Here is a 25,537-nt window from a genome sequence, read left to right on the forward strand (position 1 = left end):
GGCGGCAGGATCACCGTGACACGGACCGGCGCCGGTCGAGATGACGATGCGTCAGCTGCCACCGGCCGGCGTCGCCCTCCCGGACGAGGCCCTTGGCCGTGAGTGACTCGAGCTCGACCAGACATCGTGGGACCGGCAGCGCTGCCCGGATAGCCAGCTCGTCCACTCCGATCGTGCCCCGCGCGGGCATCGCCTCCAGCACGATCGTCTCGGTCTCCCCCAGCAGGTCCACCAGCGTTGCCGGCTCCTGGTGCCCGATCAGGGCGTCCTGCCCGACCGGTGAGAGGAGGGCCAGAACGTCGTCCAGATCGGCGACCAGCTCTGCCTCGTGGTCGCGGATCAGCCGGTTGGGCGTGGCGGACAGTGCCGACGTCACGGGGCCGGGCACCGCCATCACGTGCCGGCCGCAGGCCACAGCCCAGGTCACCGTGTTGCGGGCGCCGGACCGGTAGGCGGCCTCGACGATCACAGTGGCGCGGGAGAGGCTGGCGATGAGGCGGTTGCGGCTCAGGAACCGCAGTCTCGTCGGGTGTTCACCGGGCGGCAGCTCCGAGACCAGCACCCCGCGCTCAGTGATCGCCTCGAACAGATTCGCGTGGGCCGAGGGGTAGACCTGGTCGACCCCGCAGGCGAGGACAGCTGCGGTGACGCCGTCCGGCAGTCCATGGCGGGCGGCCAGGGCTCCCCGATGCGCCGCCGCGTCGATCCCGTACGCGGCGCCGGAGACGACAGGGACCCGGGCCATCACCAGATCATGGGCGAGCTGCATGCTCATGTGGTCGCCGTACGAGGTCGAGGCCCGGGCTCCCACCATGGCTACCGCGGACCGGGCTATCGCCGCCAGGTCCCCGGCGCCACGGACCCACAGACCGACCGGAACCCCGCAGCGTTCCTGCACCGGTTCGCATCCGCCGAGAACCTCGAGCTGTTCGGGCCATTCCTCGTCGCCGGGGATCAGGAATCTCGCCCCCGATCGCTCCGAGCGCAGGATCGCCCCCTCCGGGTCGAAGACCACGGCCCTCGGCGACCAGCGGCTGGACGATCGCGGCGACCTCAGGCTGGCCCAGGTCTGCTCGACCCCGTGGGTGGCCACGTCGCGCCAGGTCGCCGGGTCGGCCGGTTCCACGACATGCGCCAGGGCCAGCCGGGCGATCCGTTCCTCGCTCCAGGACGGCGGTTGCGACGCGGTCACGATCGCGCCCCTGGCAGGAGGTGGGTCTCGCCGCGGCGCAGCGCGAGGGCCGTCTGCAGGTCTTCGGAGTCCGGTGTGTCATGGCCGGCCAGGTCCGCCACGGTCCAGGCGATGCGCAGTGTCCGTTCGACACCACGGTTGCTCAAGTCCCCATGCAGCAGCGCATTGTCGAGGATGTCCGTCGCCTCGGGCAACGGCAGGTGGTGACGAAGGTAGCTCCCCGAAACCTCACCGTTGGTGGTCCACGGAGTCCCTGCCAGTCGGCGGCGTTGCCGGTCCCGGGCCTGGAGCACACGAGCCGCGATGGCGGCCGAGGGCTCGGGTGGGGGCAGCTTGGAGCCCAGCGCCAGATAGGCCGAGGCCGGTGGCGTCATCATGACCGTGATGTCGACGCGGTCCCGCAGGGGGCCCGAGATACGGGCCCGGTAGCGACGCACGGTGACCGGTGAGCAGCGGCACTCGAGGCCGGACACTCCAGCATTGCCGCAGGGGCAGGGGTTGGTCGCCATCACGAGCTGGAAGCGGGCGGGGTAGCGCGCCTCCCCGTGTGACCGGGACAGGGTTACCTCGCCCGCCTCGAGGGGCGTACGAAGGGCATCCAGGACCAGGGGCGAGAACTCTGCCGCCTCGTCGAGGAAGAGGATCCCGCCGTGAGCGCGGGAGACCGCGCCAGGGCGAGCCATCCTCGACCCGCCCCCGACCATCGCGGCGACCGAGCAGGCGTGATGAGGAGCGGAGAAGGGTGGGCGGCGCCGGAGTCCCGGCACCGGCTCCCCGATCAGGGAAGTGACGGCGGCCACCTCGAGTGACTCGGCCCGGGACAACTCGGGGAGGATGGTCGGGAGACGGGAGGCGATCAGGGTCTTGCCCACCCCCGGCGGTCCGCTCAGCATCAGGTGGTGGCGCCCGGCTGCGGCGACCTCGGTGGCGAGGCGCGCCTGCCCCTGCCCGACGACATCGGCGAAGTCCGCCCTGTCGTCGCCCAACTCCTCGTCATCCTGCTCCACGTCGTTCCCCTCGCCCCGTAGATCCGTCGGTCGAGCCTCGCCGCGGAGGAAGGACACCAGATCCCCCAGCGTGGCGACGGTGTGCACGTCGACCCCGTCCACGAGCGCGGCCTCCGCGTGCTGGCCGGCGGGGACCACCACCTTCCGATGGCCTTGGGCGTGGGCGGCGAGGACCGCCGGTAGAAGGCCCCTGACCCGCCGCACCCGGCCGTCCAGCCCGAGCTCTCCCAGTAGGACCACCTGCCGGACCGCGTCGTCGGGGACCACCCCGCCGGCGGCCAGGACCGAGGCCGCGATGGCCAGGTCGTGATGCGAGCCGGCTTTGGGAAGGCTGGCGGGAGTCAGGTTGATCGTCAGGGAGGTGAGCGGCCAGGCCAGACCAGTGGCCGCCACTGCCGCGCGACAACGGTCCCTCGCCTCGTAGACGGCGGAATCCGGCAGCCCGACGAGGGTCGTGCGCGGGAGACCGGACGCGATCATCGCCTCGACCTCGATCTCCTGGCCGTCCATCCCGAGCAGCGCGATCGATCGGGCCGTGGCGGTGCGCGGGGCAGAGTGACCTCTGCTCGGCGGGAGGGCAAGGTCGGTGGCGGGCGGTCGCGCCGGCTCCACGACGTGCAGCGCTCGCGCCCCGGTCGTCGGGCTCATGCGACGCCCTCCAGGTGCGTGATGCAGGCCGGCTCGTCACCGGTGATCACGATGCCGATGGCATCGAATCTCACCTGCGCGTAGCCACGTGGCTGCTCCATGAGGAAGGCCGTGGTGACGGCCCGCATCCGGGTGATCTTCTGGGGCGTGATGGCCTCCAGAGGGTCGCCGAAGTCATAGCCCACCCGGGTCTTCACCTCGCACGCGACGAGGACCGGCCCGGCTCCGTCCGCCCCCACGCCGACGGCGAAGACGTCGACCTCCCCTGCCCGGCAGCGCCAATTCCTGGCGACGACGATCAGCCCGGCGGCCTCGAGGGTCGCGACGGCCAGATCCTCCCCGGCGACCGCCAAGGCCTGGCGATCACGCGTACGTTGCTCCTGGATGCTCCACTGCTGCATGCTTCCCACCTCCACGGGGAGGTTGGGACGCACGTCGGGACGATGGCACCGTCGCAGCGGACCTGTGGACGAACGAGCCCGGGCGCGAGGTCCTGTGGACAGCGGTGTGCCCGTCGAGCCCCGATCAGCCGGGGATCAGGGGCGCGGGACGCTGAGGTCGGAGTGATCGATCTCCTCGATCGAGACGTCGCGGAAGGTCAGCACCTTCGCACTCTTCACGAATCGGGCGGGCCGGTACATGTCCCAGACCCAGGCATCCGCCATCGAGACCTCGTAGTAGACGTCGCCGCCCTCGGTCCGGACCTTCAGGTCCACCGCATTGCACAAGTAGAACCGTCGCTCGGTCTCCACGGCATAGGTGAAGATCTCCACGACTGCCTTGTACTCCTTGTACAACTGCAGTTCGAGGTCGCTCTCGTACTGTTCCAGGTCCTCGGTGCTCATCTCGCTGCCAGCCTAGCCGCGCGGATCACGTTGTCATAGCGCATCCGGTGCTGTGGGCAGGGCCCGAGCGCCTCGAGTGCCTCCTGGTGGGCTCGGGTCGAGTACCCCTTGTGCTGCGCGAACCCGTAGCCCGGATGCTCGTCCTCCATCGCCACCATGATCCGGTCCCTGGTCACCTTGGCGAGGACGGAAGCGGCGGCGACGCAGGCGGCGACCCGGTCCCCCTTCCACAGCGCAAGTCCAGGAACGCCCAGACCGTCCACGGCGAAGCCGTCCGTGAGGCAGTAGTGGGCCGCCACGTCGAGGCGCAGCAAGGCACGGCGCAGCGCCTCCAGGTTCGAGGGCTGGATCCCACGTCGGTCGCACTCGGCGGCCGGGATCTCCACAACCGCCCACGACACGGCCTGCGCCCGGATCAGGTCGTAGGCGACGTCACGCTGGAGGGGCGTCATCAGCTTGGAGTCGCGCAGGCCGGGGATCTCCGCCCCGGGTCGCTCGTCCAGGACAACGGCGGCCGCCACCAGCGGGCCGGCACAGGCGCCTCGGCCCGCCTCGTCCGCCCCGGCGACCGGGCCGAGACCCCGAGCCGTCAGTGCTCGCTCGTAGGCGTACAGGTCCGGGGTGTCCGGGGCGGGGGGAGCCATCAGCAGCTGACGCCGGCGGGCTCGATGGACGCCCGCTGGGGAGCGGCGGCGGCTGCTGCGGGGGCCTGGGCGAGGCTCTCGGCCTTGGCGAGCACGGTGGTGCGGTTGAAGGGCGCGAAAATGGCCCAGCCCACCCCTGCCACGTCGGTGAGGGGCACGAAAGCGTCGGCACCCTGCGGCTCCCCCGGCACGACATCAGCGAGATGGCATCGCGAGTCGGCGCTGGCGTTGCGGTGGTCGCCCATGACGAAGATGCGTCCCTCGGGCACCACGACACGGAAGCGGATGTCGGAGGGGGCGACCTGTTCGCCCGATTCGGAGCGGAAGAGGTAGGCCTTCTCATTGAGGGAGAAGCCGTTGACGGTGATGTTGCCACCCGAGTCGCAGCAGGCGACCGTGTCGCCGGGCATGCCGATCACCCTTTTGATCAGGTAATTCTGCGAGGTGTCGGGGAGAACGCCGACAAATTCCAGCGCCTGGCCGATCGGGCTGCGCCGGACCATGGGATTGGGGCCGAGCCACCCACCGGAATCCCGGAAGACGACGATGTCGCCCCGCTTGACCGGTGAGATCTTCTGGGCGATCACCCGATCACCGACGTTGAGGGTGTGTTCCATCGAACCCGACGGGATGATGAACATCTGACCGACGAAGTGCTGGAGCACCGAGGAGACCACCACGGCTCCCACCAGGATGATGAGCGCTTCCTTGATGGCGCGCCAGATGCGTTCACCCGCAGTAGGGGCGAATTCCCGGGAATTGTCCACGGTGGCAGAGTTCCTTTCCCGGGCGCAGACGAGAGGTCATCGCGATCGTACGCCCGGGATCGGCAACACCGAAGTCGCGCGTCAGTTGAAGCGCTTCTCCTTGATCTTGGCGGCCTTGCCGCGACGATCACGCAGGTAGTACAGCTTCGCACGACGAACGTCGCCGCGGCGGTCGACCTCGATCTTGTCGATGATCGGGCTGTGCACGGGGAACGTACGCTCCACGCCCACACCGAAGCTCACCTTGCGTACGGTGAAGGTCTCCTGGAGGCCGCCACCCGCACGGGCGATGACGACGCCGGCGAAGACCTGGACGCGGGAGCGGCTGCCCTCGACGACCTTCACGTGGACCTTGACGGAGTCACCGGGACGGAAGTCCGGCACGTCGTCGCGGAGGGATGCGGCATCGACCGCAGCAATCAGCTTGCTCATAATGATGTCCTCGCCGGTGCCACAGGCCACCTCGCAGTCAGGATGGATACTCCCCCACGCCACGAGCGAACCCCCTGTGGCAGGAGTCGTGAACGTACGGGCAACAGCTGTGCATTCTGCCACAGCCGGTGTCTCCGCTCAAATCCCGAGGGGAGGGCAGCAGCGGCGATTGCCGGGCGGCCGAGAGGTCGGTCAGGCCAGTCGACGCACGGCGGGCAGGTCCGTGACCCGGTTGGCCAGCACGGGTAGTGCGGTGCGGGCCGTGAATGCCGCGTCCGGATCGATGTCGAGGACGAGCAGATCAGCCTCGGGGCCCAGCTCCGCCACGACCGAGCCGGACGGGTCCACCACCATCGAATGTCCCACTCCGGTCGGTGCCTCGGCAGGACTGCCCGCCGTCAGGCCCGTCGGCACCGCCTGGCCGCACGCCAGCACCCAACTGGTCGTGTCCAGGGCCCTGGCCCGGCAGGCGAGCCGCCACTGTTCCAACTTGCCCGGTCCGTCCTGCCACGAGGCCGGGACCACATGGACGGTCGCCCCCGCCGCGGCGAGCGCGGTGTAGAGCGCCGGGAACCGGACGTCGTAGCAGATGGACAGCCCGACGAGGGCTCCGCCGCCATCGCGCGCCGGCACACTGACCAGGCACGGATCCCCGCCCGGGGCCACCGTACGGGACTCCCGGAAGCCGAAGGCGTCGAACAGGTGCAGCTTGTCGTAGCCGTCGTGGATGCCGCGCCCGGTGACCAGCAGGGTGTTACGGATCCGTGGCCGCCCCTGCCCCGGGTCGGCGGACCGTGCCGCTCCCGCCTCGCCGTGCTCGGGCTCCCCCGGTGTGAACATCCCGACCATCACGACGATGTCGGCACGCTCGGCGATCTCAGCGACCTCCCGGGCCCACGGACCGTCCAGCGGCTCGGCCACCCCCCGAAGGGACTGCCCGAAGGCCTTCATCGTCGCCTCAGGGAAGACGACGAGGTCGGCCCCCGCCGCGGCGGCCCGGCCGGTCCAGTCCCGGACGAGGGCGAGGTTGGCCTGGGGGTCGGGGCCCGAGGTCACCTGGGCGAGAGCGATCCGCATGGGCCCACGGTAGACCGGCCCGGCGGGTGGACCAACAGACCCCCGCTCCGCAATGCGGGGCGGGGGCCTGTGGGTGGCTGGTGGTACGTCAGCCGAGGTGCTTGCCGTCCACCGTCGTCAGCGCGCCCCACAGGTCGCGGTTGAGACGGGAGATGAACTGCAGCGGGATGCCCTTCGGGCACGCAGCGCTGCACTCACCGATGTTGGTGCAGTTGCCGAAGCCCTCCGCGTCGTGCTGGGCGACCATGCCGAGCGCACGCGAACGCCGCTCGGGCTGGCCCTGCGGGAGGGAACCCAGGTGGGTGATCTTCGCCGCGGTGAAGAGCATCGCCGAGCCGTTCGGGCAGGCGGCGACGCACGCGCCGCAGCCGATGCAGGTGGCCGCGTCGAACGCACGGTCGGCATCAGCCTTGGGCACCGGGGTGGAGTGGGCCTCGGGCGCGGTCCCCGTGGGGGCCGAGATGAAGCCGCCGGCCTGGATGATGCGGTCGAACGCGGTCCGGTCGACCACCAGGTCCTTGATCACCGGGAAGGCGGTGGCCCGCCACGGCTCCACGTCGATGACGTCGCCGTCCTTGAACTCCCGCATGTGGAGCTGACAGGTGGTGGTCTGGTAGGTGGTCTGGCCACGTCCGTGCGGAATGCCGTTGATCACGACGCCGCACATGCCGCAGATGCCCTCACGGCAGTCGGAGTCGAACGCCACCGGCTCGTCGCCGCTCTCGGTGAGCTGCTCGTTGAGAACGTCGAGCATCTCCAGGAAGGACATGTGCTCGTCGATGTCCTGCAGCTTGTAATCGACCATCTTGCCCTTGGTTTGGGCATCCCTCTGGCGCCATACGCGCAACGTGACGTTCACTTGTAGCTCCGTGTCTTCAGCTCGATGTTGTTGTAGACCAGCGGCTCACGGTGCAGGATCGGCTTGCCATCGCGGCCCGCGGCCTCCCACGCGGAGACGTAGAGGAACTGGTCATCGTGACGGAGGGCCTCGCCGTCTTCGGTGCGGGACTCCGCACGGAAGTGGCCACCACACGACTCGCGACGCTGCAGCGCGTCGATGCACATCAACTCGCCGAGTTCGATGAAGTCGGCCACGCGCAGGGCACGCTCGAGCGCCTGGTTCAGCCCGGCACCCTCGCCGGTGACCTTCACGTTCTGCCAGAAGTCGGCCTTGAGGTCCCGGATCAGGCCGATGGCGGTGATCAGGCCCTGCTCGGTGCGCTCCATGCCGCAGTACTCCCACATGATGCGGCCGAGCTCCTTGTGGATGCTGTCGACCGTGCGGGAGCCCTGGATGGAGAGCAGCTTCTCGGTGCGCTCCTTGACAGCGGCGATGGCCTCCTGGGCGGCCGGGTGCGAGTCGTCGATCTTCTCGAACGGGGCGGCTGCCAGGTAGTTCGGGATAGTCGTCGGCATCACGAAGTAGCCGTCGGCCAGACCCTGCATCAGCGCCGAAGCACCGAGGCGGTTGGCACCCTGGTCGGAGAAGTTCGCCTCACCGGAGCAGAACAGGCCCGGGATCGAGGTCTCCAGGTCGTAGTCCACCCACAGGCCACCCATGGTGTAGTGCACCGCGGGGTAGATACGCATCGGCGTCTCGTACGGGTTCTCGCCGGTGATCTGCGCGTACATGTCGAACAGGTTGCCGTACTTGGCCTCGACGGCCTTGCGACCCATCCGCTGGATGGCCTCGCTGAAGTCGAGGTAGACGCCACGGCGACGGATGACCTTCTCGCCGGTCTGGTGGTCGACCTCCTCGATCGCCGGACCCACGCCACGACCCTCGTCACAGCGGTACTTCGCCTGACGCGAGGCGATGTCACGCGGGACCAGGTTGCCGAAGGCCGGGTAGATGCGCTCCAGGTAGTAGTCGCGATCCTCTTCGGGGATCTGGCGCGGATCCTTCTCGCAGTCCTCGGCCCTCTTCGGCACCCAGATGCGCCCGTCGTTACGCAGCGACTCCGACATCAGCGTCAGCTTCGACTGGTAGTCACCGTGCTGCGGGATGCAGGTCGGGTGGATCTGGGTGTAGCAGGGGTTGCCGAAGTAGGCGCCGCGCTTGTGCGCCCGCCAAGCGGCGGTCACGTTGGAGCCCATGGCGTTCGTCGACAGGAAGAAGACGTTGCCGTAGCCACCGGTCGCCAGGATGACGACGTCGGCGTAGTAGGTCTCGATGGCGCCGGTCACCATGTTGCGCACGACGATGCCGCGGGCGCGGCCGTCGGCGACGATCACGTCCTGCATCTCGTGCCGGGCGTACATCTTGACGGTGCCGGCGGCGACCTGCCGCTCCAGCGCCTGGTAGGCGCCGATCAGCAGCTGCTGGCCGGTCTGGCCACGGGCGTAGAACGTACGCGACACCTGCACGCCACCGAACGAGCGGTTGTCGAGCAGACCGCCGTACTCACGGGCGAACGGCACGCCCTGCGCGACGCACTGGTCGATGATGTTGGCCGACACCTGGGCGAGGCGGTAACAGTTCGTCTCGCGGGCGCGGTAGTCGCCGCCCTTCACCGTGTCGTAGAAGAGGCGGTAGGTGGAGTCACCGTCGTTGCGGTAGTTCTTGGCGGCGTTGATGCCGCCCTGCGCCGCGATGGAGTGCGCACGCCGCGGGCTGTCCTGGTAGCAGAAGTTCAGGACGTTGTAGCCCATCTCGCCCAGCGAGGCGGCGCCGGCGCCACCCGCCAGACCCGTGCCGACCATGATGATGGTCATCTTGCGCCGGTTGGACGCGTTCACCAGCTTGGCGTTGAACTGCCGCTGCTGCCACATCTTGTCGATGGGCACGTCGAGCGGCGCCTTGGTGTCATGGATGTCGTTGCCCTCGAGCCAGAGGGACTCAGGAGTGGTGGTAGTCATCTCGTCCTCCTCAGATACCCATGGTCGGAACCGGCGGCTGCGTGATCAGGATCCACGTGACCGGAGCCAGGAAGCCAACCCACAGCAGACCGCCGACGATCCAGGACAGGGCGTCCAGGTTACGGCGGGCGGCCGGGCCGATGTGGAGACCCAGGGTGGTGAAGGCGCTCCAGACGCCATGGCGCAGGTGCAGCAGGACCGCGGTCAGGGCGATCACGTAGGCCAGCCAGACCCACCACTGCTCGAAGGCGAACACGACACGGGCGTACGGGGAGGCCTGCATGACCGCGTCGGTGCGAAGACCGGATGCGGTGAACTGCAGCAGGTGCGCCACGACGAAGAGGAAGATGATGACGCCGCCCCAGCGCATGGTGCGCGAGGCGTAGGTGCGCTGAAGGCCGCTCCGGTTCTTGCCGGTCTGGTAGCGCTTGCCGCTCCCGACCGCCGTCATCGACTTCTTGGACACCACGATCGCCGAGACGATGTGCATCACGACACCAGCCAGCATCACGACTCGGACGATCCACAGGAAGCCACGGTTGGCAAGGATCGGCTCGAACATGATGCGCAGGTGGTGCGCATAGGTGTCATAGGTTTCCTGGCCCGCGAAGAGCTTCAGGTTGCCATACATGTGAAAGAGCAGGAAGGCCACCATGAGGAGGCCCGTGATTGCCATCACTGCCTTCCACACCACAGTGGAGCGTGCTGCTCGCTGCTTGGTTGTGAGAGTTGCTGTCGCCACGGCCAATACCATAGAGCACCCCTCAGTCCCGGATGCCAGCCAGGGTCAAACTGTGACGCACCGGCTCGGCGATGTTCTCGGCCTGCCAGTAGGTGACCGGGGCCCTACCGTGCCCTGCGCGGGGATCTCAGCTGTGGCGGGGATCACGCTCGGAAGGCGGCAGCAGGTCGGGTCGCCGCCGCCGCGTACGCTCCAGCGACTGCTCCCGGCGCCATCTGTCGACCCGGCCATGGTCGCCGGACAACAGCACCGGCGGCACCTCCAGGCCCCGCCATCGGGCCGGCTTGGTGTACACCGGGTACTCGAGCAGGCCGTCCTGGCCATCGGCGTACGACTCCTCGACGAGGCTGTCGGGATTGCCGATCACACCGGGGATGAGCCGCACGATGGCTTCGACCATCGCCAGCACCGCCACCTCACCGCCGTTGAGGACGTAGTCCCCCAGGCTCACCTCGCGCACGGGCATGATCGACCGGGCGTACTCCATCACCCGTGCGTCAATGCCTTCGTAGCGCCCACAGGCGAAGAGCAGCCGTGGCTCCCGCGACCACTCCTGCGCCAGTGCCTGGGTGAAGGGAACACCCGAGGGGGTCGGAACGACGAGAAGGGGCGGGTCCTGCGGTCCGACCAGGGCGTCGAACGCCTCGCCCCACGGCTCGGGTCGCATCACCATGCCGGCGCCCCCGCCGTACGGCGTGTCGTCGACGGTGCGGTGACGGTCATGGGTCCAGTCGCGCAGATCGTGCACACCCAGAGCCAACAGCCCGGACGCGACGGCCTTTCCGACCAGTGACAATCGCAGCGGGGCGAAGTAGTCGGGGAAGATCGAGACGACGTCGATCCGCTGGGTCGGAACGGCCTGCACGGGGGGCTCATGCACGGCCGGCCTCCTCCCCCGGGGTCACGTCGACATCCTCGGCACCCTCGGAGTCGTCGACGTCCTCCAGCAAGCCCGGCACGTCGGCCAGCGTGACGGTCCCCGCGGCGAGGTCCACCGTGGGGACCAGCGCCGAGACGAAGGGAACCAGGCGCGTCCCGCCCGGAGTGGTGATCTCCAGGACGTCCTGGGCCGGCAGGTGGACCACGAAGGCGACCGTGCCGGCCTCCGCACCGTCCGCCGTCAGTACCCGTAGGCCGATCAACTGGCGGTCATAGTAGGAGTCATCCTCCTCCGGCAACGCCGTGGCATCGACCTGGGCGGTGAGTATCCAGCCACGAGCGGTCTCGGCCGCCGTACGGTCCGCCAACTCCTCGAATTTCACCAGCAGCCGCCCTTGGTGCCAGTGGTGTCCGGTCACCGTCAGCGAGCGACCGGAGCCCTCGACGACGAGTCGCTCGCCCGGTGCGAAGCGGCGCTCCGGCTCATCCGTACGCAACTCGAGGGTCACCTCGCCGCGGATGCCGTGGGGTTTGCCGATCCGGCCGACCACGACGGTGGTGGTCTCGCTCATGGATTCCTCTCCAACCTGGGCAGGATCGTGCCCCGCAGCCGGAGACTGCGGGGCACGATGACGTCCTGCGGGTACGGGACCGTCGTCAGCGGCGGCCGTTGCCGCGCGGGCGATCGATGTCGGCGAAGTCGACACGGACGGACTCACGTCCGGCAAGGGCGCCGATCACGGTGCGCAGCGCCGTGGCCGTACGCCCCCGGCGTCCGATCACCTTGCCGATGTCCTCGGGGTGGACGTGCACCTCGAGCAGACGACCGCGCCGGAGGTTCTTGTCCTTGACGTGGACATCCTCCGGATGCGGCACGATGCCCCGGACCAGGTGTTCGAGGGCCTCGGCGAGCACGATCAGGCCTCAGCCTTGTCGGCGGCCTCGTCCTCGGAGGACTCGGGAGCGACCTCGGCGGACGCCTTGGCCTCTGCCTTCTTCGCGGAGAAGGCCTCGACCATCGGCTCGCCCTTGGCGTCAGCCAGCTGGGCGTTGAAGATCGCGGTCTTGTCGGCGCGCTCCGGCTGCGGGTCAACACCGGAGGGGATCGAGGTGTCGCCGGTGAACTGCTGCCAGTCACCGGTGCGCTTCAGCAGCGCCACGACGGCCTCGGTCGGCTGGGCACCCACGCCGAGCCAGTACTGGGCCCGCTCGGAGTTGATCTCGATGATCGAGGGGTCGTTCTTCGGGTGGTACTGCCCGATCTCCTCGATGGCGCGGCCGTCACGCTTGGAACGCGAGTCCATGATGACGACGCGGTAGTGCGGGGTGCGGATCTTGCCGAGCCGCTTCAGTCGAATCTTGACAGCCACGTGTGCTGATACTCCTGTACGAATGTCCCGGAACGCCCCGGGGATGTCGGATGGGACGAGGATCGGCGTGGGGACACCGGCTCCGCGACCCGGGTGGATCGGTGTGCCACGGCATGAGAGGGACCCGAGCACACAGATGCAACGGTCATTCTTGCATGGATCACTCCCGCCGGGGAAATCGACCTCGAGACGTACGCCCGGCCCGCGCGGTCCGACGGGTGCAGCCCCGTTTCAGGCGTCCCGTTCCCCCGAGTACACCCGCCCGCGCAGGATGACGACCCTCGGGTGACGCAACGCCCTCGCGGCGCGACGTGGATCACCCTCGTAGAGAACGACGTCCGCGGACGCACCGAGCTCGACACCCGGCACGCCGAGCCATTCCCGGCCCCGCCAGGAGGCCGCTCCCAGTGCCCACTCGAGGCCGCCGACCTTCGCGAGGAGTTCGATCTCCTCACCGATCAGGCCGTGCGGCAGGCTGCCACCAGCGTCCGTTCCCGCGTAGATCGGGACGCCCGCCTCCTTCGCCTTGCCGAGGGTGTCGAAGCGGCGCGCATGCAGGTCACGCATGTGCGCCGCGTACAACGGGAACTTGCCCTCTCCTGCCTGTGCGATGGCTGGAAAGGTCTCCAGATTGACCATCGTGGGCACCAGGGCGACCTGGTTCTCGGCCATCAGGGCGATCACCTCGTCCGTCAGCCCGGTGCCGTGCTCGATCCCGTCGATGCCACTCGCGACGAGGTCTGCCGCGGACTGCTCACCGAAACAGTGGGCGGTGACGCGGGCGCCCAACTGGTGGGCCCTGGCGATGGCCTGCGCCGCGACCTCGACGGGCCACAACGGCGCCAGGTCGCCGGCCGTGCGTTCGATCCAGTCCCCCACCAGCTTGACCCACCCGTCCCCGCGGCCACCTGCTGTTCGACGGCCCCCAGCAGGTCCTCCGGATCGACCTCCTGGGCGAAATTCCGGATGTAGCGCTTGGGCCGGGCGATGTGACGGCCGGCGCGGATGATCCGCGGCAGATCCTCACGGTCGTCGATCCAGTGGGTGTCCGCCGGAGAGCCGGCGTCCCGGATCAACAGGGTGCCCGCCTCACGGTCGGTCAGCGCCTGGTGCTCGGCGACCTCCGGAGCAACCGCCCCGTGGGCATCCAGGCCGACGTGGCAGTGCGCATCCACCAGGCCAGGAACGATCCACACATCGCGGGCCACGGTCTGGGCTCCGGGGAGGGGGCCGGCCACGAACCGCCCGCCGCTGATCCACAGGTCGACCGGTTCGTCACCGGGCAGCAGGACGCCGGCGACATGCAGGTCGGGGGCGGGCCCGCTCAGGTCGGGGGCGGGGATCCGACCATGCGGGTGGCTGTGGATGTGGGGGATGCCACCGTCGTGCGAGTGGACGAGCGGCCGGGGTCCGTGGGAGTGGGAATGGCCCTGGTGGGGGACGGCCTGTGTGGGGTCGTTCATGGCACCTCCTGATCGACCCCCAGTCTGGCCGACGGGCCGAGCGCTGTCAGGTGGACCGAGAGGTCAGGGCCGGCGCTGCTGCTGGCCGAGCATCTTCTGCAACTCCGGGGACAGCTGGAAGTCCTTCATCGTCCGCTCGAGGTCCGCGCCGTCCAGCGCACCCGCACCGAAGGGGGACGCGGCCGGTGCCTCGCCCACCTCCGCGGTCGGTTCCGCGGTGCGCTTGGCGGGGTTGCCGGAGACCTTCGTGCCCTTCTTCTTCTGCTTCTTGGCCTGCTGCTTGCCGGGCCTGGGCGCGCCCGGCATACCCGGCATGCCCGGCATACCGCCCATCGCCCCGCCTGCCATCGAGGCCATCATCTTGCGCGCCTCGACGAAGCGGTTGACCAGGTTGTTGACCTCGCTGACCGTGACCCCGGACCCCTTCGCGATCCGGGACCGGCGGGAGCCGTTCAGGATCGTCACGTCGGCACGCTCGGAGGGTGTCATGGACAGGATGATCGCCTCGACGCGATCGATCTCCTTCTCGTCGATGTTCTCCAGCTGGTCCTTGAGCTGGCCCATTCCGGGCAGCATCCCGAACACCTTGGACAACGGGCCCATCTTGCGGACGGCCTTCATCTGTTCGAGGAAGTCCTGCAGACCGAATTCCTTGCCGCCCTTCGAGCTGGCGAGCTTCGCGGCCGCCTTCGCGGACTGCTCCGCGTCGAAGGTCCGCTCGGCCTGCTCGATCAGCGTCAGTACGTCGCCCATCCCAAGGATGCGCGAAGCCATCCGGTCGGGATGGAAGACGTCGAAGTCCTCCAGCTTTTCGCCGTTCGAGGCGAACATGATGGGCTTGCCGGTGACCTTGCGGATCGACAGCGCCGCGCCACCGCGGGCGTCGCCGTCCAGCTTCGTCAGCACCACGCCGTCGAAGCCGACGCCCTCCTGGAAGGCGTTGGCGGTGTTGACGGCGTCCTGGCCGATCATGGCGTCGACGACGAAGAGCACCTCGTCGGGCTGCACGGCAGCGCGGATGTCGGCCGCCTGCTGCATCATCTCGGCGTCGATGCCGAGGCGACCGGCGGTGTCGACGACAACCACGTCGTACAACTTGCGCTCTGCCTCGGTGATCGAGTCGCGAGCCACCTGGACCGGGTCCCCGATGCCGTTGCCGGGCTGCGGCGCGTAGACGTGCACGCCGGCACGCTCCCCGACCACCTGCAGCTGCTTGACGGCGTTCGGCCGCTGCAGGTCGGCGGCGACCAGGAGAGGCGTGTGGCCCTCACGCTTCAGCCAGGTGGCGAGCTTGCCTGCCAGCGTCGTCTTGCCGGCGCCCTGCAGGCCGGCCAGCATGATGACGGTCGGCGGTTGCTTGCTGAACCGGACGTTGCGGGTCTGACCGCCGAGGATCTCGGTCAGCTCCTCGTTGACGATCTTGACGATCTGCTGGGAGGGATTCAGCGCCTGGGAGACCTCGGCATTGCGGGCCTTCACCTTGACCGCGTTGACGAACTCCTTCACCACGGAGAGGTTGACGTCGGCCTCCAGCAGCGCGATACGGATCTCGCGTGCGGTCGCGTCGACGTCGGCATCGGTCAGCCGGCCCTTGCCACGAAGGTTCTTGAAGGTCGCGGCGAGGCGGTCCTGCAGGGTGTCGAACAAGATGGTCCTCGGGTTCAGTCAGCGCGGTGGTCGGGGTCCGCGGTGGTCACTGGCCGCCGTGGTCAGCGACCGCGGTGGACGACGGGCGGGTGTCGGGGGGCGTACGTCCCTCCGGGTGCACCTGACGCCCCAGAATACCCACTCGGGAGTGCCGACCCCACCGCCCGGGCCGCTGGACCGCTCCGGCGGGCCCGCCGCGGTGGGATCGTTCAGGAGCGGGCGGGTTCGAGCAGGGCGTCGACGAAGGCGGCGGGGTCGAAAGGCGCGAGATCGTCCACACCTTCTCCGAGGCCGATCAGCTTGACCGGAACGCCGAGTTCGCGCTGCACCTGGATGACGATGCCTCCCTTTGCCGATCCGTCGAGCTTGGTCAGCACGATTCCGGTGATGCCGATCTCCTGCGCGAAGACCCGGGCCTGGGTCAGACCGTTCTGTCCGGTGGTGGCGTCGAGGACGAGCAGGACCTCGCCGACCGGGGCCTTCTTCTCGATGACGCGGCGGATCTTGCCCAGTTCGTCCATCAGACCGGTCTTGGTGTGCAATCGCCCGGCGGTGTCGACGACTACCACGTCGACCTCCTGCTCGATGCCGGCGGTGACAGCGTCGAAGGCGACCGAGGCAGGGTCCGCACCCTCCGCTCCACGGACGGTGGGCACACCGACGCGGCCTCCCCAGGTCTCCAACTGGTCGGCGGCCGCTGCCCGGAAGGTGTCGGCGGCTCCGAGCAACACGTCCTTGTTCTCGGCCACCAGGACCCGGGCCAGCTTGCCGCACGTGGTGGTCTTGCCGGTCCCGTTCACTCCTACGACCATGAGGACGCCGGGCAGCTCGCCGGAGCGGTCGGCGTGCAGGTCGCGATCCAGGCTGGGATCGACCAGCGCGATGAGCTCTTCCCGGAGTACCGCGGTGGCGGCGGAGGGCTCGGAGATCCCCTCGACACGAAGCCGGGTGCGCAGCTTCTCGACCAGCTCGGTGGTCGGCCCCACCCCCATGTCGGAGGTCAGCAGGGTGTCCTCGAAGTCCTCCCAGGTCTCGTCGTCGAGCCGGTCGCTGGACAGCAGCATCAGCAGTCCACGTGCGAGGGCGTTGTTGGACCCGGCCAGGCGGGCCCGCAGTCGCGCCATCCGCGTACGCGGCGATTCGGGGGTCTCGAGCGGGATCTCGACCTCGGGCGTGAGGACAGGCGGCGGGACGACCTCCCCGGGCGTCTGCGTCGGGGCACCGGGGGTCTCCTCGACCGGGGCCTCGATGGTCGGCGCCGGGCCACCGGGCGTCTCCTCGGTGGGACGCTCCTCGACGCCGACGGCCCCCTGTCCGGTGGCGTCGGGCCCCACCTGGGGCCGCTCCGCTCCCCGGGGCAGCTTCTTCTGGGAGGCGGCGACCGCGATGATGCCGGCGATGATGAGCACCGCGATGACGATGCTGACGATGATGGGCGTGATGAGCACGCCGGGGATCATGGGGACCAACACGCCCCCATCTTGTCACGCGGAGGGTGAGGTGCGGCTCCGGGCGCAGGTGACGGGCGGATCAGGCCCCGAAGTCACCGGTCGACGGCAGCCCGGTGCTGTTGGGGCCCTCCTGCCGACGGGACTGCTCCGACGGGTGGCCCGCCTCGCCGGGGCGCGTCCTGGTGACGGGACCCCCGGGCTCCGCCGCACGGGGGGACGGCTCAGCCTCGCCGTTCAGGTGGCGCGCGGCCCATTCGAAGCGACCGGCGATCTCGGGGGCCTTCTCCGAGACCTCGGGCAGGCCCCCGTGCAGACCCACGACGACGATTCCGGCGATCACAACAGCCACGACGAGCGCCGCCACCACCGAGATGACCACGACTCCCATGAATTCCCTTCCTCGTGATGGTCCGGAGGCGTCAGGATACGAGACGCGCGGCCCGCTCGGGACCGGATCGACCACAGGTCGGCACCGAGACGGTCCGGAGATCCTCAGGACGTCAGCAGGCGATGCTCCGGACGACGTTCCGCGCGAGGCTCCCGGACAGGGTCACTCGCCGGCGCGGGGGGCTTCCTTGGCACGTACGTTCTTGGCCCGCACACCGGCGAAGACCCACAGCTTGCTGAGCACGAAGTTGAACGGGGTGGCGACCAGGGTGCCGATCAGGGTGGCCCAGTAGAGCAGGGTCCGGAAACCGTTCGAGTCGTCGAAGACCTCACGCGGCAGCGCCACCGGCGAGGTGGGGTTGATCAGCAGGGTCTGCACGATCACATTGACCACGAAGGCCGCCAGACCGGCGGCCAGGAACGGGAAGAACCCGCGCATCCAGCCGCCGTGGTGGCGGGACTTGAAGGTCCACATCCGGTTGAGCTGGTAGTTCCAGGTGTTCGCGACGAGGAAGGCCACGGTCGCGTACAGGTGGTAGAGGCGGATGCTCCACTGGGTACCGAAGAGGCTGAACAGCGGCATCTCGTAGTCCGCGTAGAGCTTCTTGCAGACGATCACCACGAGCAGGTTGACCAGCACACCGGAGCCACCGACGACGCCGAACTTGAAGAACTGTCGAATGGTGTAGCCGTACTTGGCCCAGAACGATTTCCGGGCGCCGGTGGTGTTCGGGGCGGGCGGGGTGGTGGTCACGGTGGTACAGGCCTATCGATCGACGATGTGGACGGTCCGTGGGGACGGACCCTGCGGAATACTCAGCAACGGTTCCGGGGCAGCCGCTGGCAGCGTGGGCAGCGGAACGAGGAGCGGTTCATGAACGCCTCCCTGCGGATGGGGGTGCCGCACCGGGGACAGGGCAGGTCCTCCCGCCCGTACGCGTTCAGGGAGCGGTCGAAGTAACCGCTCTCCCCGTTCACGTGCACGTAGAGGCTGTCGAAGGATGTACCGCCCTGGTCGAGTGCTCGCGCCATGATCCTACGCACAGCCTCGAGGAGTTCGCGAACCCGGCCCGGGCTCAGTGCGTCGGTCGCCTGGGCGTAGTGCATCCGGGCGAGCCACAGGGACTCATCGGCATAGATGTTCCCGATGCCCGAAACGACGGTCTGGTCGAGCAGTGCGCGCTTGATCCCGGTCCGACGCCGACGGATCGCCCGGACCACCGCCTCGGGGTCGAAGGCCTCCTCGAAAGGGTCCGGGGCGATGTGCGCGATCTCGGGCGGTACGTGGCCGTCGGCCTCACTCACCAGCAGTCCGCCGAACATCCGCTGGTCGCAGAAGCGGACCTCGGAGAGCCCGTCCTCGAAGCCGAGTCGCACCCGCACGTGGGGTTCGTCGGCCGCCCCCGGGGGATCGACCCGGAACTGGCCACTCATGCCCAGGTGGGTGAGGATCGCCTCGCCCGAGTCCAGTGGCAGCCAAAGGTACTTGCCCCGGCGCGCGGGTTCCAGGAGCGTACGCCCGACGAGTCGGGCCGCGAAGTCGTCCGGACCACCGAGGTGACGCCGGACCGGACGCGGATGCAGGACTTCCACCGCGGCGAGGGTGCGTCCCGCGAGGTGGGGTGCCAAGCCGCGCCGGACGACCTCGACCTCGGGGAGTTCAGGCACCGTCGAGGCCGCTCGGCGCAATCCCGCTGATCACCCCGTCATCCTGAGCGGCGGGCGAATCGGGGGCGGCGGCTGCCGTACGTTCCGCGTTCAGGGCCCGATAGGCGCTCTCCGCGGCGTCCTGCTCGGCGTACTTCTTCGATCGGCCGGAGCCCGGCCCGAAGCGTCGTTCTCCCACCCGCACGTACGCGACGAACCGCTTGTCATGGTCGGGCCCCGACGACGTCACCTCGTAGGCCGGCGAGTCCGACCCGAGGTCGGCCGCGATCTCCTGCAGGGAGGTCTTCCAGTCCAGGCCCGCACCCATGGTGGCCGCCTCGGCGATCAGGTCGTCGAGGACGTGGTGCACGAACGTGCGGGCACCCTCGATGCCGTACTCGACATGGATGGCCCCGATGATGGCCTCCATCGCGTCGGCCAACAGCGAGTCCTTGTCCCGGCCCCCGGTCGTCAACTCGCCCCGTCCCAGGCGGAGCAGAGCGCCCACGCCCAGCGTCCGGGCCACTCTCGCCAGGGCCTGGGTAGACACGACAGCGGCCCGCAGCTTGGCGAGCCGCCCTCGGCGAGGTCGGGATAGGACGCGAAGATGTGCTCCGTCACGACAACGCCCAGCACGGAGTCCCCCAGGAATTCGAGCCGTTCGTTGGTCGGGATCCGACCGTGCTCGTACGCGTACGAGCGGTGCGTCAGGGCGAGCTCAAAGAGCTGGGGGTCGGGTGCGACCCCCAGCTCATCGAGAAGCTGTTCGGCTGTGGAGGCGTGTACCACGCCGCCGGTCACGATCAGGCGTCCAGAACCTGACGGCGCTCGCCGCGCGGGCCGTACTGGCCGCACTCGGGGCAGGCGGTGTGAGGCAGGTGCTTCGCACGGCAGGCCGGGTTGGCACAGGTGACCAGGGTCGGCGCAGCGGCCTTCCACTGGGAACGACGATTCCGCGTGTTGGAGCGGGACATCTTCCGCTTGGGAACTGCCACGGGTCTCTCCTTCTGTCTTCGGGTGCCTGCACGCCGTCGGATCGTGTGCAGACGCAAGAGAAAACTATAGGCGCCGCCAGCCCCACGGCGCAAAACGGCGGACCGACGGGGTGGAGCCGGCCCCACGCGTGGGCCCACGCCGAGGGTCAGGCCTGCGAGGCCTCCCCCGGCAGCGCCCCACCGGTCTCACCCTCCGACCCAACGGACCAGTCACGCAGGGCGCCCCACCGGGCATCGCCGACCGGGCCATGGGTGTGTTCGGGATCGTCGTTCAGGTTGACCCCGCACTCGGGGCACAGCCCCGCACAGTCCTCACGGCACAGCGGGGTGAACGGCAGTTCGAGAACGACGGCATCACGAAGGGCCGGCTCGAGGTCGAGCAATTCGCCCTGCATCCGGGACAGGTCCTCGTCCTCGTCCCCCACGGCCTGGTCCTCGTAGACGTACAACTCCTGGATGTCGACATCGACCTCGTCCTGCAGAGGGGTCAGGCAGCGGGAGCACTCCCCCTCCAGGTGAGCGGTGGCCACCCCACTCACCAACACGCCCTCGTGCACCGACTCCATCCGCAGGTCGAGATCGATCGGCGAGCCGGCAGGGATCCCGATCATCGGAGTGCCGATGCCCTCGGGGCGGGGACGCTCTCCACCACCTGGCGCAGGGCGCCGGCCCGACGCCCGAGATCGTGGGTGTCCAGGACGAGGGGGGAACGGGCGTCGAGGTGGCCGTGGGTCGTCATGGCCCTGAGTCTAGGTCGGCGTGCCCTCCCCCGGTGGGCGGCTCGTCGCGCTGGATCGTGACGTCATCACCCGCGCGGCGTCCACCGCCACGACCGGGTCGCCCGACGGGGTCCCCGGGGCGCCGTCGAAGGCAGGCAGGGGCGGGCCGTCGGTGTCGGCGATCGGCGCCCTCAGCAGTGTCACCGTGGCCCAGCCCCGGGACAACAGGTAGTGGTCGCTGCCCGGCTCGTCGCGCGCCTTCTCCGCGGAGTAGCTGACCTGGACGTATTTCTCGCCGATCGGACGGACCTGCGCCTGGACGGCGCCGAAACTGGCGAGGGCCGCCTCACGCAGCCCACGCAGGTGATCCGGGGCGATGTCGGGAACGTTGATGTTGAGCACGCCCTCCCGCGGGTCATTGGTCTCGAGCCAGGCGAGGGCCTTCTCAGTGACCAGTTGCGCAGTGTCCCAGTGCCGGGGCGATCCCGAGGCGATCGAGACAGCCATCGAGGCGATGCCGTGGGTGGCCGCCGACAGGGCGGCACCGACCGTGCCGGAGTGCAGCGTCGCCTTGCCGGTGTTGGCCCCCAGGTTCACCCCCGAGAGGACGTAATCGGGGACCGGTCCGAACGCGCCATAGCTCGCCAGGAAGGCGATCAGCGCCGGAGCCGCCTTGACCCCCATGGCGACGACGCCCGGCGGAAGATCCGGCGGTCCTCCAGTCACCACGGCGATGCGGCCGTCGACCTCCTCCCCCGTCAGCGAGGCGCTGGCACCGGAGTACTGCTCGGCCGGTGCCGCGACGACGACCTGGTGCCCACGGGCGAGTGCTGCCCTGACCAGAACGGACAGCCCCGGCGAGTCGATGCCGTCGTCGTTGGTCACCAGCACCCGGCCGGGCTGGGCACTTCGTGATGGTGTCGTGGTCATGTCGGTTCCTCCTGCTGATGGGCGACCCAGCCGGATCGGTAGAGCCGCTCGATGGTGTCGCGACGTCCCGTGGCCAGGCCGTGGCGGCTGACGTTCAGCGATCCGGCCGCGGTGCCGAGTCGTAGGGCCTCGATCAGCGACTCCCCGCGGGCCAGCCCCACGGCGATTCCCGCGGTCATCGAGTCGCCCGCCCCGTGGTGGTCCACCGGGGTGATCCGCGGTCCACGGACCTGATGGAACCCCTCGGCGTCCGCCAGCAGGGCGGACTCGTCGGCGCGCGACACGATCACCGCCCGGGCACCCCGCTCCCGCAGCCGTTCCGCCGCCTCAGCCAGCGCCTCGAGCGAGTCGGCGTCGGTGAGTCCGCCGTCAGCCAGTTCCTCGTGGCTGATCTTGAGGACATCCAGACCGGCGTCCACGGCCGCCAGGGCCGCCGCACCGCTGAGATCCGCCACGACCGGCCGCCCTGCGGCCCGCACGTCGTGGACCAGTCGCCCATAGACATCGGCGGGGAGTACGTCCTCGGGTTCGGCACCGGTCACCACTGTCACGTCCGCCTCGAGAGCGTCGACCAGCGCGGCGCCGTAGAGATCGTCGATCTCGTGGCGGGACAACGGCCTGGGCGACATCCGGGCCAACACCTCCCGTGTGCCGCCACGTAGGTCGTAGACGAAACCGCCGTTCGCCGTCGGGCCGGGCACCGGGTGCACCGTGGCCCCGAACTCCCGCACCATCGTGACGATCGACGGTCCGAGCTCACCGCCGAAGGGGCCGCAGACGGTCACGTCGGCTCCCAGGGCGACCGCCATCCGAGCCACCCACAGGCCCTGGCCGCCGGGGTACACGTGCACCTCGGACTCCTGAGGGCCGCGGTCGCGGCGGACGAAGGGTGTCATCACCTCGACCACCATCAGGGGCGTCGGGACGAAGACGGTGATCCGAGGTCGGGAGGTGCCGGACTGGTGATCCGTCATACGTCGACGCTACTCCCCCGTCCCTGAGGGGAAAGGCGTGCCGGGTGGGCCGCACCGCGCCGCTGTCAGCATCGCCTCCTAGGCTTGCAGCAGGGCCGGACGTGGCCCCGAGCAGACCGTGGCCCGCAGAAAGGAGCCCCTGATGGCGCTGGGTGGTTGGCGATCCGAGGCGTACGCGGCACTGGACCAGCGGATCGGGCTCGTCGTCGGGGCACAGGACAAGGCCTTCAACGCGATGGGGATCCACACGGTCGGGGACCTGATGCACCATGTCCCCCGCCGCTACGTCGTGGGCACCGAGCTGAGCGACCTGTCGGATCTGCAGGTCGGCACGCACGTCGCCGTCCTGGCCAGGGTGGCGGAGGTCAGGCCTCACCCCGGGCCCCCGGGGAAGAAGGGCCGAGGCCGGTTGGAGGTCCAGCTCACCGACGGACGCCACCAGCTGCCGGCCACCTTCTTCGGCGCCAACCACCTGCTGGAGTGGTGGCAGCGGTCTCTCACCCCCGGTGCCAGGGGCATCTTCTCGGCGAAGGTCGGCGAGTTCCGCGGACAACCCCAGCTGGGCCACCCCGACTACGTCATCGTGGACGAGCAGGGCTTCTTCGTCGCGGGCTCGGACCGGAACCGGTCAATGGCGAGCGTGTTCCGCGGCGGACCGATCGGTATCTACCCGGCCAGTGCCAAGCTGCCGACGTGGGACATCGCCGAGGCCGCCGGCCTGACCCTGCACGCCCTGGGAGACCTACCGGATCCCTGGCCGGCCTGGGTCCTGGCGGCGACTGACCTGCCTCCGCTGGTCGAGGCCCTGCGCGCGGTGCACCGTCCGACCGAGCTGTCGGAGGTGGCGTCCGGTCTCGAACGTCTGGCCTTCGATGAGGCACTCGAGGTGCAGCTCACGATGGCCTACCGGCGCGCCGACCACACCAGGTTGGCGGCGGAGCCGCGTCGGGCCGCAGCCGATGGTCTCCTCAGCGCCTTCGATGCCCGGCTCCCGTTCGAGCTCACCCGTGGGCAGCTGCAGGTGAGCCGTGAGATCGAAGCCGACCTGGCCGGGCGGGTCGCGATGCAGAGACTGCTGCAGGGCGAGGTCGGCTCGGGCAAGACGGTGGTCGCGTTGCGGGCGATGCTGGCGGTGGTCGACACCGGCGGCCAGGCTGCGCTTCTGGCACCGACCGAGGTCCTGGCAGCCCAGCACTTCCACTCGATCACCACCATGCTGGGAGACCTGGCCGCCGGCGGCATGCTCGGCGGCACGCGCGTCGTGCTGCTGACCGGGTCGATGACGGCGGCGCAGAAGAAGAAGAGCCTGCTCGCCATCGCCTCGGGCGAGGCAGGCATCGTCGTCGGCACGCATGCGCTGCTCTCCGAGACCGTCCAGTTCGCCGACCTCGGTCTGGTCGTGGTGGACGAACAGCACCGGTTCGGCGTGGAGCAGCGCAACGCCCTGACAGCGAAGGCGGATCTGCACCCCCATGTGCTGGTGATGACCGCCACTCCGATTCCGCGCTCGGTCGCGCTGACCATCTACGGGGACCTGGAGGTGTCGACCCTGCGTGAGGTTCCGGCCGGCAGGTCGGACGTGACCACGACGGTCGTCGATGTCCAGGCCCACCCGCGGTGGGTGGAGCGGGCCTGGGAGCGGGCCCGGGAGGAGGTGGCGTCGGGTCGTCAGGTCTTCGTCGTCTGCCCTCGCATCTCACCGGAGGGCGAGGCGTACGACCCGCTCAACGGATGGTCCCTGGAGGAGGTCGCCGACCGCCTGCGCAGCACGCCGCTCGGCGAGGTCCGGGTCGGGGTGCTGCACGGCCAGCTCCCGACGGAGGAGAAGGACCGAGTGATGGCCGGGTTCGCCGCCGGCGAGTTGGACGTCCTGGTGGCGACGACGGTGATCGAGGTGGGCGTGGACGTCCCGAACGCGTCAATGATGGTGGTCTGCGACGCGGGCAGGTTCGGCATATCCCAGCTGCACCAGCTGCGCGGACGGATCGGACGGGGCCGCTTCCCCGGGCTGTGCCTGCTGCTCGCCGCCGCGCGGGACGAGGGCGGCCTGGAACGTCTCGAGGGGCTGGCGGCCACCCGCGACGGATTCGCCCTGGCCGATCTCGACCTGCAACAGCGCCGGGAGGGCAATGTGCTCGGCACGGTCCAGGCGGGCTCCCACACCGGGATGCGGCTGCTCAACGTGACGCGCGACGCCGACCTGATCGGCCTCGCCCGTGACATTGCCGAGCGCGCCGTTCGCGACGACCCCGACGCCGCCACCCCCGGCTTCCACGACGCGATCCGACGGATGGCGCTGGTCAGTCTCGACGAATGACGTCGCGCCGGCCCCAGACATGCGGGCCGGTGACGGGAAGACTCACAGGTGCCAGGACTCCGGCTCCTCGCCGAACCGGAATCGGCGGCCCGACACGTAGTGCGGCCGGATCCGGACATACGTCGTCTTGATCGTGGCAACCCACGGCCGCAGCGGTAGCTGCTCGACGGCGGCGATCTCGTTGACGTCCTGCAGAACTTCGGCATCGCCGTGCACCACGATGCTCCAGCCACCCTCGTCCTCGTACGAATCCACCTCGAAAGCGACGCGGGAGTTCACCGTCAGCTCGAAGAGCTTGCTGCCCTGGGCGGTCCGGAAGACGACGGTCTGCCCGTCGAGGACGTAGTTGACCGGGAACATCTCGATGTCGTCGCCGATCGTGGTGGCGAGGCGCCCGATCGGCTGCTGCGCCAGCAGCTCCCAGGACTCCTCGTCGCTCAGGACAGTGATCGCGTCGTTCTCCACATATGCCATTGCCACATCCCTCCGTCGCCGCGGTGTCCGGCGACCCTCCGTGGCCGCGCCGCACCGGTGGTCGCATTCTA

General features: G+C 69.5%; 26 protein-coding genes and 3 pseudogenes. 1 reads left to right on the top strand and 28 read right to left on the bottom strand.

The features are described from left to right. Positions 1 to 10: 10 nt before the first annotated feature. From Rai3103_RS16160 to Rai3103_RS16285, 27 genes and pseudogenes are all read right to left on the bottom strand, one after another. Positions 11 to 1,192, bottom strand: a complete 1,182-nt coding sequence (locus Rai3103_RS16160; RefSeq protein ID WP_153573427.1) for a DNA-processing protein DprA — start codon at positions 1,190 to 1,192, stop codon at positions 11 to 13. After that, the gene (locus tag Rai3103_RS16165; protein ID WP_239022466.1) at positions 1,189 to 2,709 is read right to left on the bottom strand and encodes a YifB family Mg chelatase-like AAA ATPase; all 1,521 of its coding nucleotides are present in this window, start codon (positions 2,707 to 2,709) and stop codon (positions 1,189 to 1,191) included. Before Rai3103_RS16165 ends, Rai3103_RS16160 begins: the two co-directional genes overlap by 4 nt. Positions 2,710 to 2,843: 134 nt before the next feature. Beyond that, complete coding sequence (locus Rai3103_RS16170) at positions 2,844 to 3,248, bottom strand: YraN family protein (protein WP_153573429.1); 405 nt, start codon at positions 3,246 to 3,248, stop codon at positions 2,844 to 2,846. Positions 3,249 to 3,383: 135 nt separating this feature from the next. Continuing rightward, the gene (locus Rai3103_RS16175) at positions 3,384 to 3,692 is read right to left on the bottom strand and encodes a DUF2469 domain-containing protein (protein ID WP_153573430.1); all 309 of its coding nucleotides are present in this window, start codon (positions 3,690 to 3,692) and stop codon (positions 3,384 to 3,386) included. Beyond that, positions 3,689 to 4,336 (bottom strand): ribonuclease HII, encoded by a 648-nt coding sequence (locus Rai3103_RS16180; protein WP_153573431.1) that lies wholly within the window; start codon positions 4,334 to 4,336, stop codon positions 3,689 to 3,691. Before Rai3103_RS16180 ends, Rai3103_RS16175 begins: the two co-directional genes overlap by 4 nt. Further along, positions 4,336 to 5,103: a signal peptidase I gene (gene lepB / locus Rai3103_RS16185; RefSeq protein WP_338420032.1), complete on the bottom strand. Its 768-nt coding sequence runs from the start codon at positions 5,101 to 5,103 to the stop codon at positions 4,336 to 4,338. Before lepB ends, Rai3103_RS16180 begins: the two co-directional genes overlap by 1 nt. Before the next feature lie 81 nt (positions 5,104 to 5,184). After that, on the bottom strand, positions 5,185 to 5,535 hold the full coding sequence (gene rplS / locus Rai3103_RS16190; RefSeq protein WP_153573432.1) for a 50S ribosomal protein L19: 351 nt from the start codon (positions 5,533 to 5,535) through the stop codon (positions 5,185 to 5,187). Positions 5,536 to 5,727: 192 nt separating this feature from the next. Beyond that, positions 5,728 to 6,612, bottom strand: coding sequence for a carbon-nitrogen hydrolase family protein (locus Rai3103_RS16195; RefSeq protein ID WP_153573433.1), 885 nt, complete (start codon positions 6,610 to 6,612; stop codon positions 5,728 to 5,730). 88 nt (positions 6,613 to 6,700) lie between these two features. Next, complete coding sequence (locus Rai3103_RS16200) at positions 6,701 to 7,471, bottom strand: succinate dehydrogenase/fumarate reductase iron-sulfur subunit (RefSeq protein ID WP_153573434.1); 771 nt, start codon at positions 7,469 to 7,471, stop codon at positions 6,701 to 6,703. Then, the gene (locus tag Rai3103_RS16205) at positions 7,468 to 9,471 is read right to left on the bottom strand and encodes a fumarate reductase/succinate dehydrogenase flavoprotein subunit (protein WP_153573435.1); all 2,004 of its coding nucleotides are present in this window, start codon (positions 9,469 to 9,471) and stop codon (positions 7,468 to 7,470) included. Before Rai3103_RS16205 ends, Rai3103_RS16200 begins: the two co-directional genes overlap by 4 nt. Before the next feature lie 10 nt (positions 9,472 to 9,481). Further along, complete coding sequence (locus Rai3103_RS16210) at positions 9,482 to 10,225, bottom strand: succinate dehydrogenase cytochrome b subunit (protein WP_194793181.1); 744 nt, start codon at positions 10,223 to 10,225, stop codon at positions 9,482 to 9,484. 115 nt (positions 10,226 to 10,340) lie between these two features. Continuing rightward, entirely contained in the window at positions 10,341 to 11,093 is a 753-nt protein-coding gene (gene trmD / locus Rai3103_RS16215; RefSeq protein ID WP_228489004.1) for a tRNA (guanosine(37)-N1)-methyltransferase TrmD, read from the bottom strand. Beyond that, the gene (rimM, locus tag Rai3103_RS16220; protein ID WP_153573436.1) at positions 11,086 to 11,664 is read right to left on the bottom strand and encodes a ribosome maturation factor RimM; all 579 of its coding nucleotides are present in this window, start codon (positions 11,662 to 11,664) and stop codon (positions 11,086 to 11,088) included. The genes trmD and rimM overlap by 8 nt, the downstream gene beginning before the upstream one ends. 85 nt (positions 11,665 to 11,749) lie before the next feature. Continuing rightward, positions 11,750 to 12,007 (bottom strand): RNA-binding protein, encoded by a 258-nt coding sequence (locus Rai3103_RS16225; RefSeq protein ID WP_153573437.1) that lies wholly within the window; start codon positions 12,005 to 12,007, stop codon positions 11,750 to 11,752. Positions 12,008 to 12,009: 2 nt separating this feature from the next. Continuing rightward, a complete protein-coding gene (gene rpsP / locus Rai3103_RS16230; protein WP_153573438.1) occupies positions 12,010 to 12,462 on the bottom strand; it encodes a 30S ribosomal protein S16 in 453 nt (150 codons plus the stop codon). Between the two features lie 231 nt (positions 12,463 to 12,693). Further along, positions 12,694 to 13,925: pseudogene (locus tag Rai3103_RS16235) on the bottom strand (amidohydrolase family protein). Positions 13,926 to 13,988: 63 nt separating this feature from the next. Then, entirely contained in the window at positions 13,989 to 15,572 is a 1,584-nt protein-coding gene (gene ffh, locus Rai3103_RS16240) for a signal recognition particle protein (RefSeq protein ID WP_153573439.1), read from the bottom strand. Between the two features lie 209 nt (positions 15,573 to 15,781). Next, positions 15,782 to 17,032, bottom strand: a complete 1,251-nt coding sequence (ftsY, locus tag Rai3103_RS16245; RefSeq protein ID WP_153573828.1) for a signal recognition particle-docking protein FtsY — start codon at positions 17,030 to 17,032, stop codon at positions 15,782 to 15,784. 70 nt (positions 17,033 to 17,102) lie between these two features. Continuing rightward, positions 17,103 to 17,411 (bottom strand): hypothetical protein, encoded by a 309-nt coding sequence (locus Rai3103_RS16250; protein WP_153573440.1) that lies wholly within the window; start codon positions 17,409 to 17,411, stop codon positions 17,103 to 17,105. Positions 17,412 to 17,573: 162 nt separating this feature from the next. Continuing rightward, entirely contained in the window at positions 17,574 to 18,164 is a 591-nt protein-coding gene (locus Rai3103_RS16255) for a GtrA family protein (RefSeq protein WP_228489005.1), read from the bottom strand. Positions 18,165 to 18,226: 62 nt separating this feature from the next. After that, complete coding sequence (mutM, locus tag Rai3103_RS16260; protein WP_153573441.1) at positions 18,227 to 19,078, bottom strand: bifunctional DNA-formamidopyrimidine glycosylase/DNA-(apurinic or apyrimidinic site) lyase; 852 nt, start codon at positions 19,076 to 19,078, stop codon at positions 18,227 to 18,229. Further along, positions 19,071 to 19,487: a ribonuclease III family protein gene (locus tag Rai3103_RS16265; RefSeq protein WP_422396050.1), complete on the bottom strand. Its 417-nt coding sequence runs from the start codon at positions 19,485 to 19,487 to the stop codon at positions 19,071 to 19,073. The genes mutM and Rai3103_RS16265 overlap by 8 nt, the downstream gene beginning before the upstream one ends. After that, positions 19,476 to 19,912, bottom strand: a pseudogene (locus Rai3103_RS18835) (ribonuclease III family protein); the annotation flags it as partial. The gene Rai3103_RS16265 and the pseudogene Rai3103_RS18835, both read right to left, overlap by 12 nt. After that, positions 19,861 to 20,052 (bottom strand): 50S ribosomal protein L32, encoded by a 192-nt coding sequence (gene rpmF, locus Rai3103_RS16270; protein ID WP_153573442.1) that lies wholly within the window; start codon positions 20,050 to 20,052, stop codon positions 19,861 to 19,863. The pseudogene Rai3103_RS18835 and the gene rpmF, both read right to left, overlap by 52 nt. Positions 20,053 to 20,198: 146 nt before the next feature. Continuing rightward, positions 20,199 to 20,791 (bottom strand): annotated as a pseudogene (locus Rai3103_RS16275) (YceD family protein). 10 nt (positions 20,792 to 20,801) lie between these two features. After that, on the bottom strand, positions 20,802 to 21,701 hold the full coding sequence (gene surE, locus Rai3103_RS16280; RefSeq protein WP_153573443.1) for a 5'/3'-nucleotidase SurE: 900 nt from the start codon (positions 21,699 to 21,701) through the stop codon (positions 20,802 to 20,804). Beyond that, complete coding sequence (locus Rai3103_RS16285) at positions 21,698 to 22,675, bottom strand: 1-phosphofructokinase family hexose kinase (RefSeq protein WP_153573444.1); 978 nt, start codon at positions 22,673 to 22,675, stop codon at positions 21,698 to 21,700. Before Rai3103_RS16285 ends, surE begins: the two co-directional genes overlap by 4 nt. A gap of 142 nt (positions 22,676 to 22,817) precedes the next feature. Here Rai3103_RS16285 and Rai3103_RS16290 point away from each other — a divergent pair, with 142 nt between their 5' ends. Further along, a complete protein-coding gene (locus Rai3103_RS16290; RefSeq protein ID WP_153573445.1) occupies positions 22,818 to 24,992 on the top strand; it encodes an ATP-dependent DNA helicase RecG in 2,175 nt (724 codons plus the stop codon). 42 nt (positions 24,993 to 25,034) lie between these two features. Here Rai3103_RS16290 and Rai3103_RS16295 read toward each other — a convergent pair whose 3' ends face one another. Continuing rightward, a complete protein-coding gene (locus tag Rai3103_RS16295; RefSeq protein WP_153573446.1) occupies positions 25,035 to 25,466 on the bottom strand; it encodes a pyridoxamine 5'-phosphate oxidase family protein in 432 nt (143 codons plus the stop codon). Positions 25,467 to 25,537: the final 71 nt, after the last annotated feature.

It is taken from the genome of Raineyella fluvialis, assembly GCF_009646095.1.
Lineage (GTDB): Bacteria > Actinomycetota > Actinomycetes > Propionibacteriales > Propionibacteriaceae > Raineyella > Raineyella fluvialis.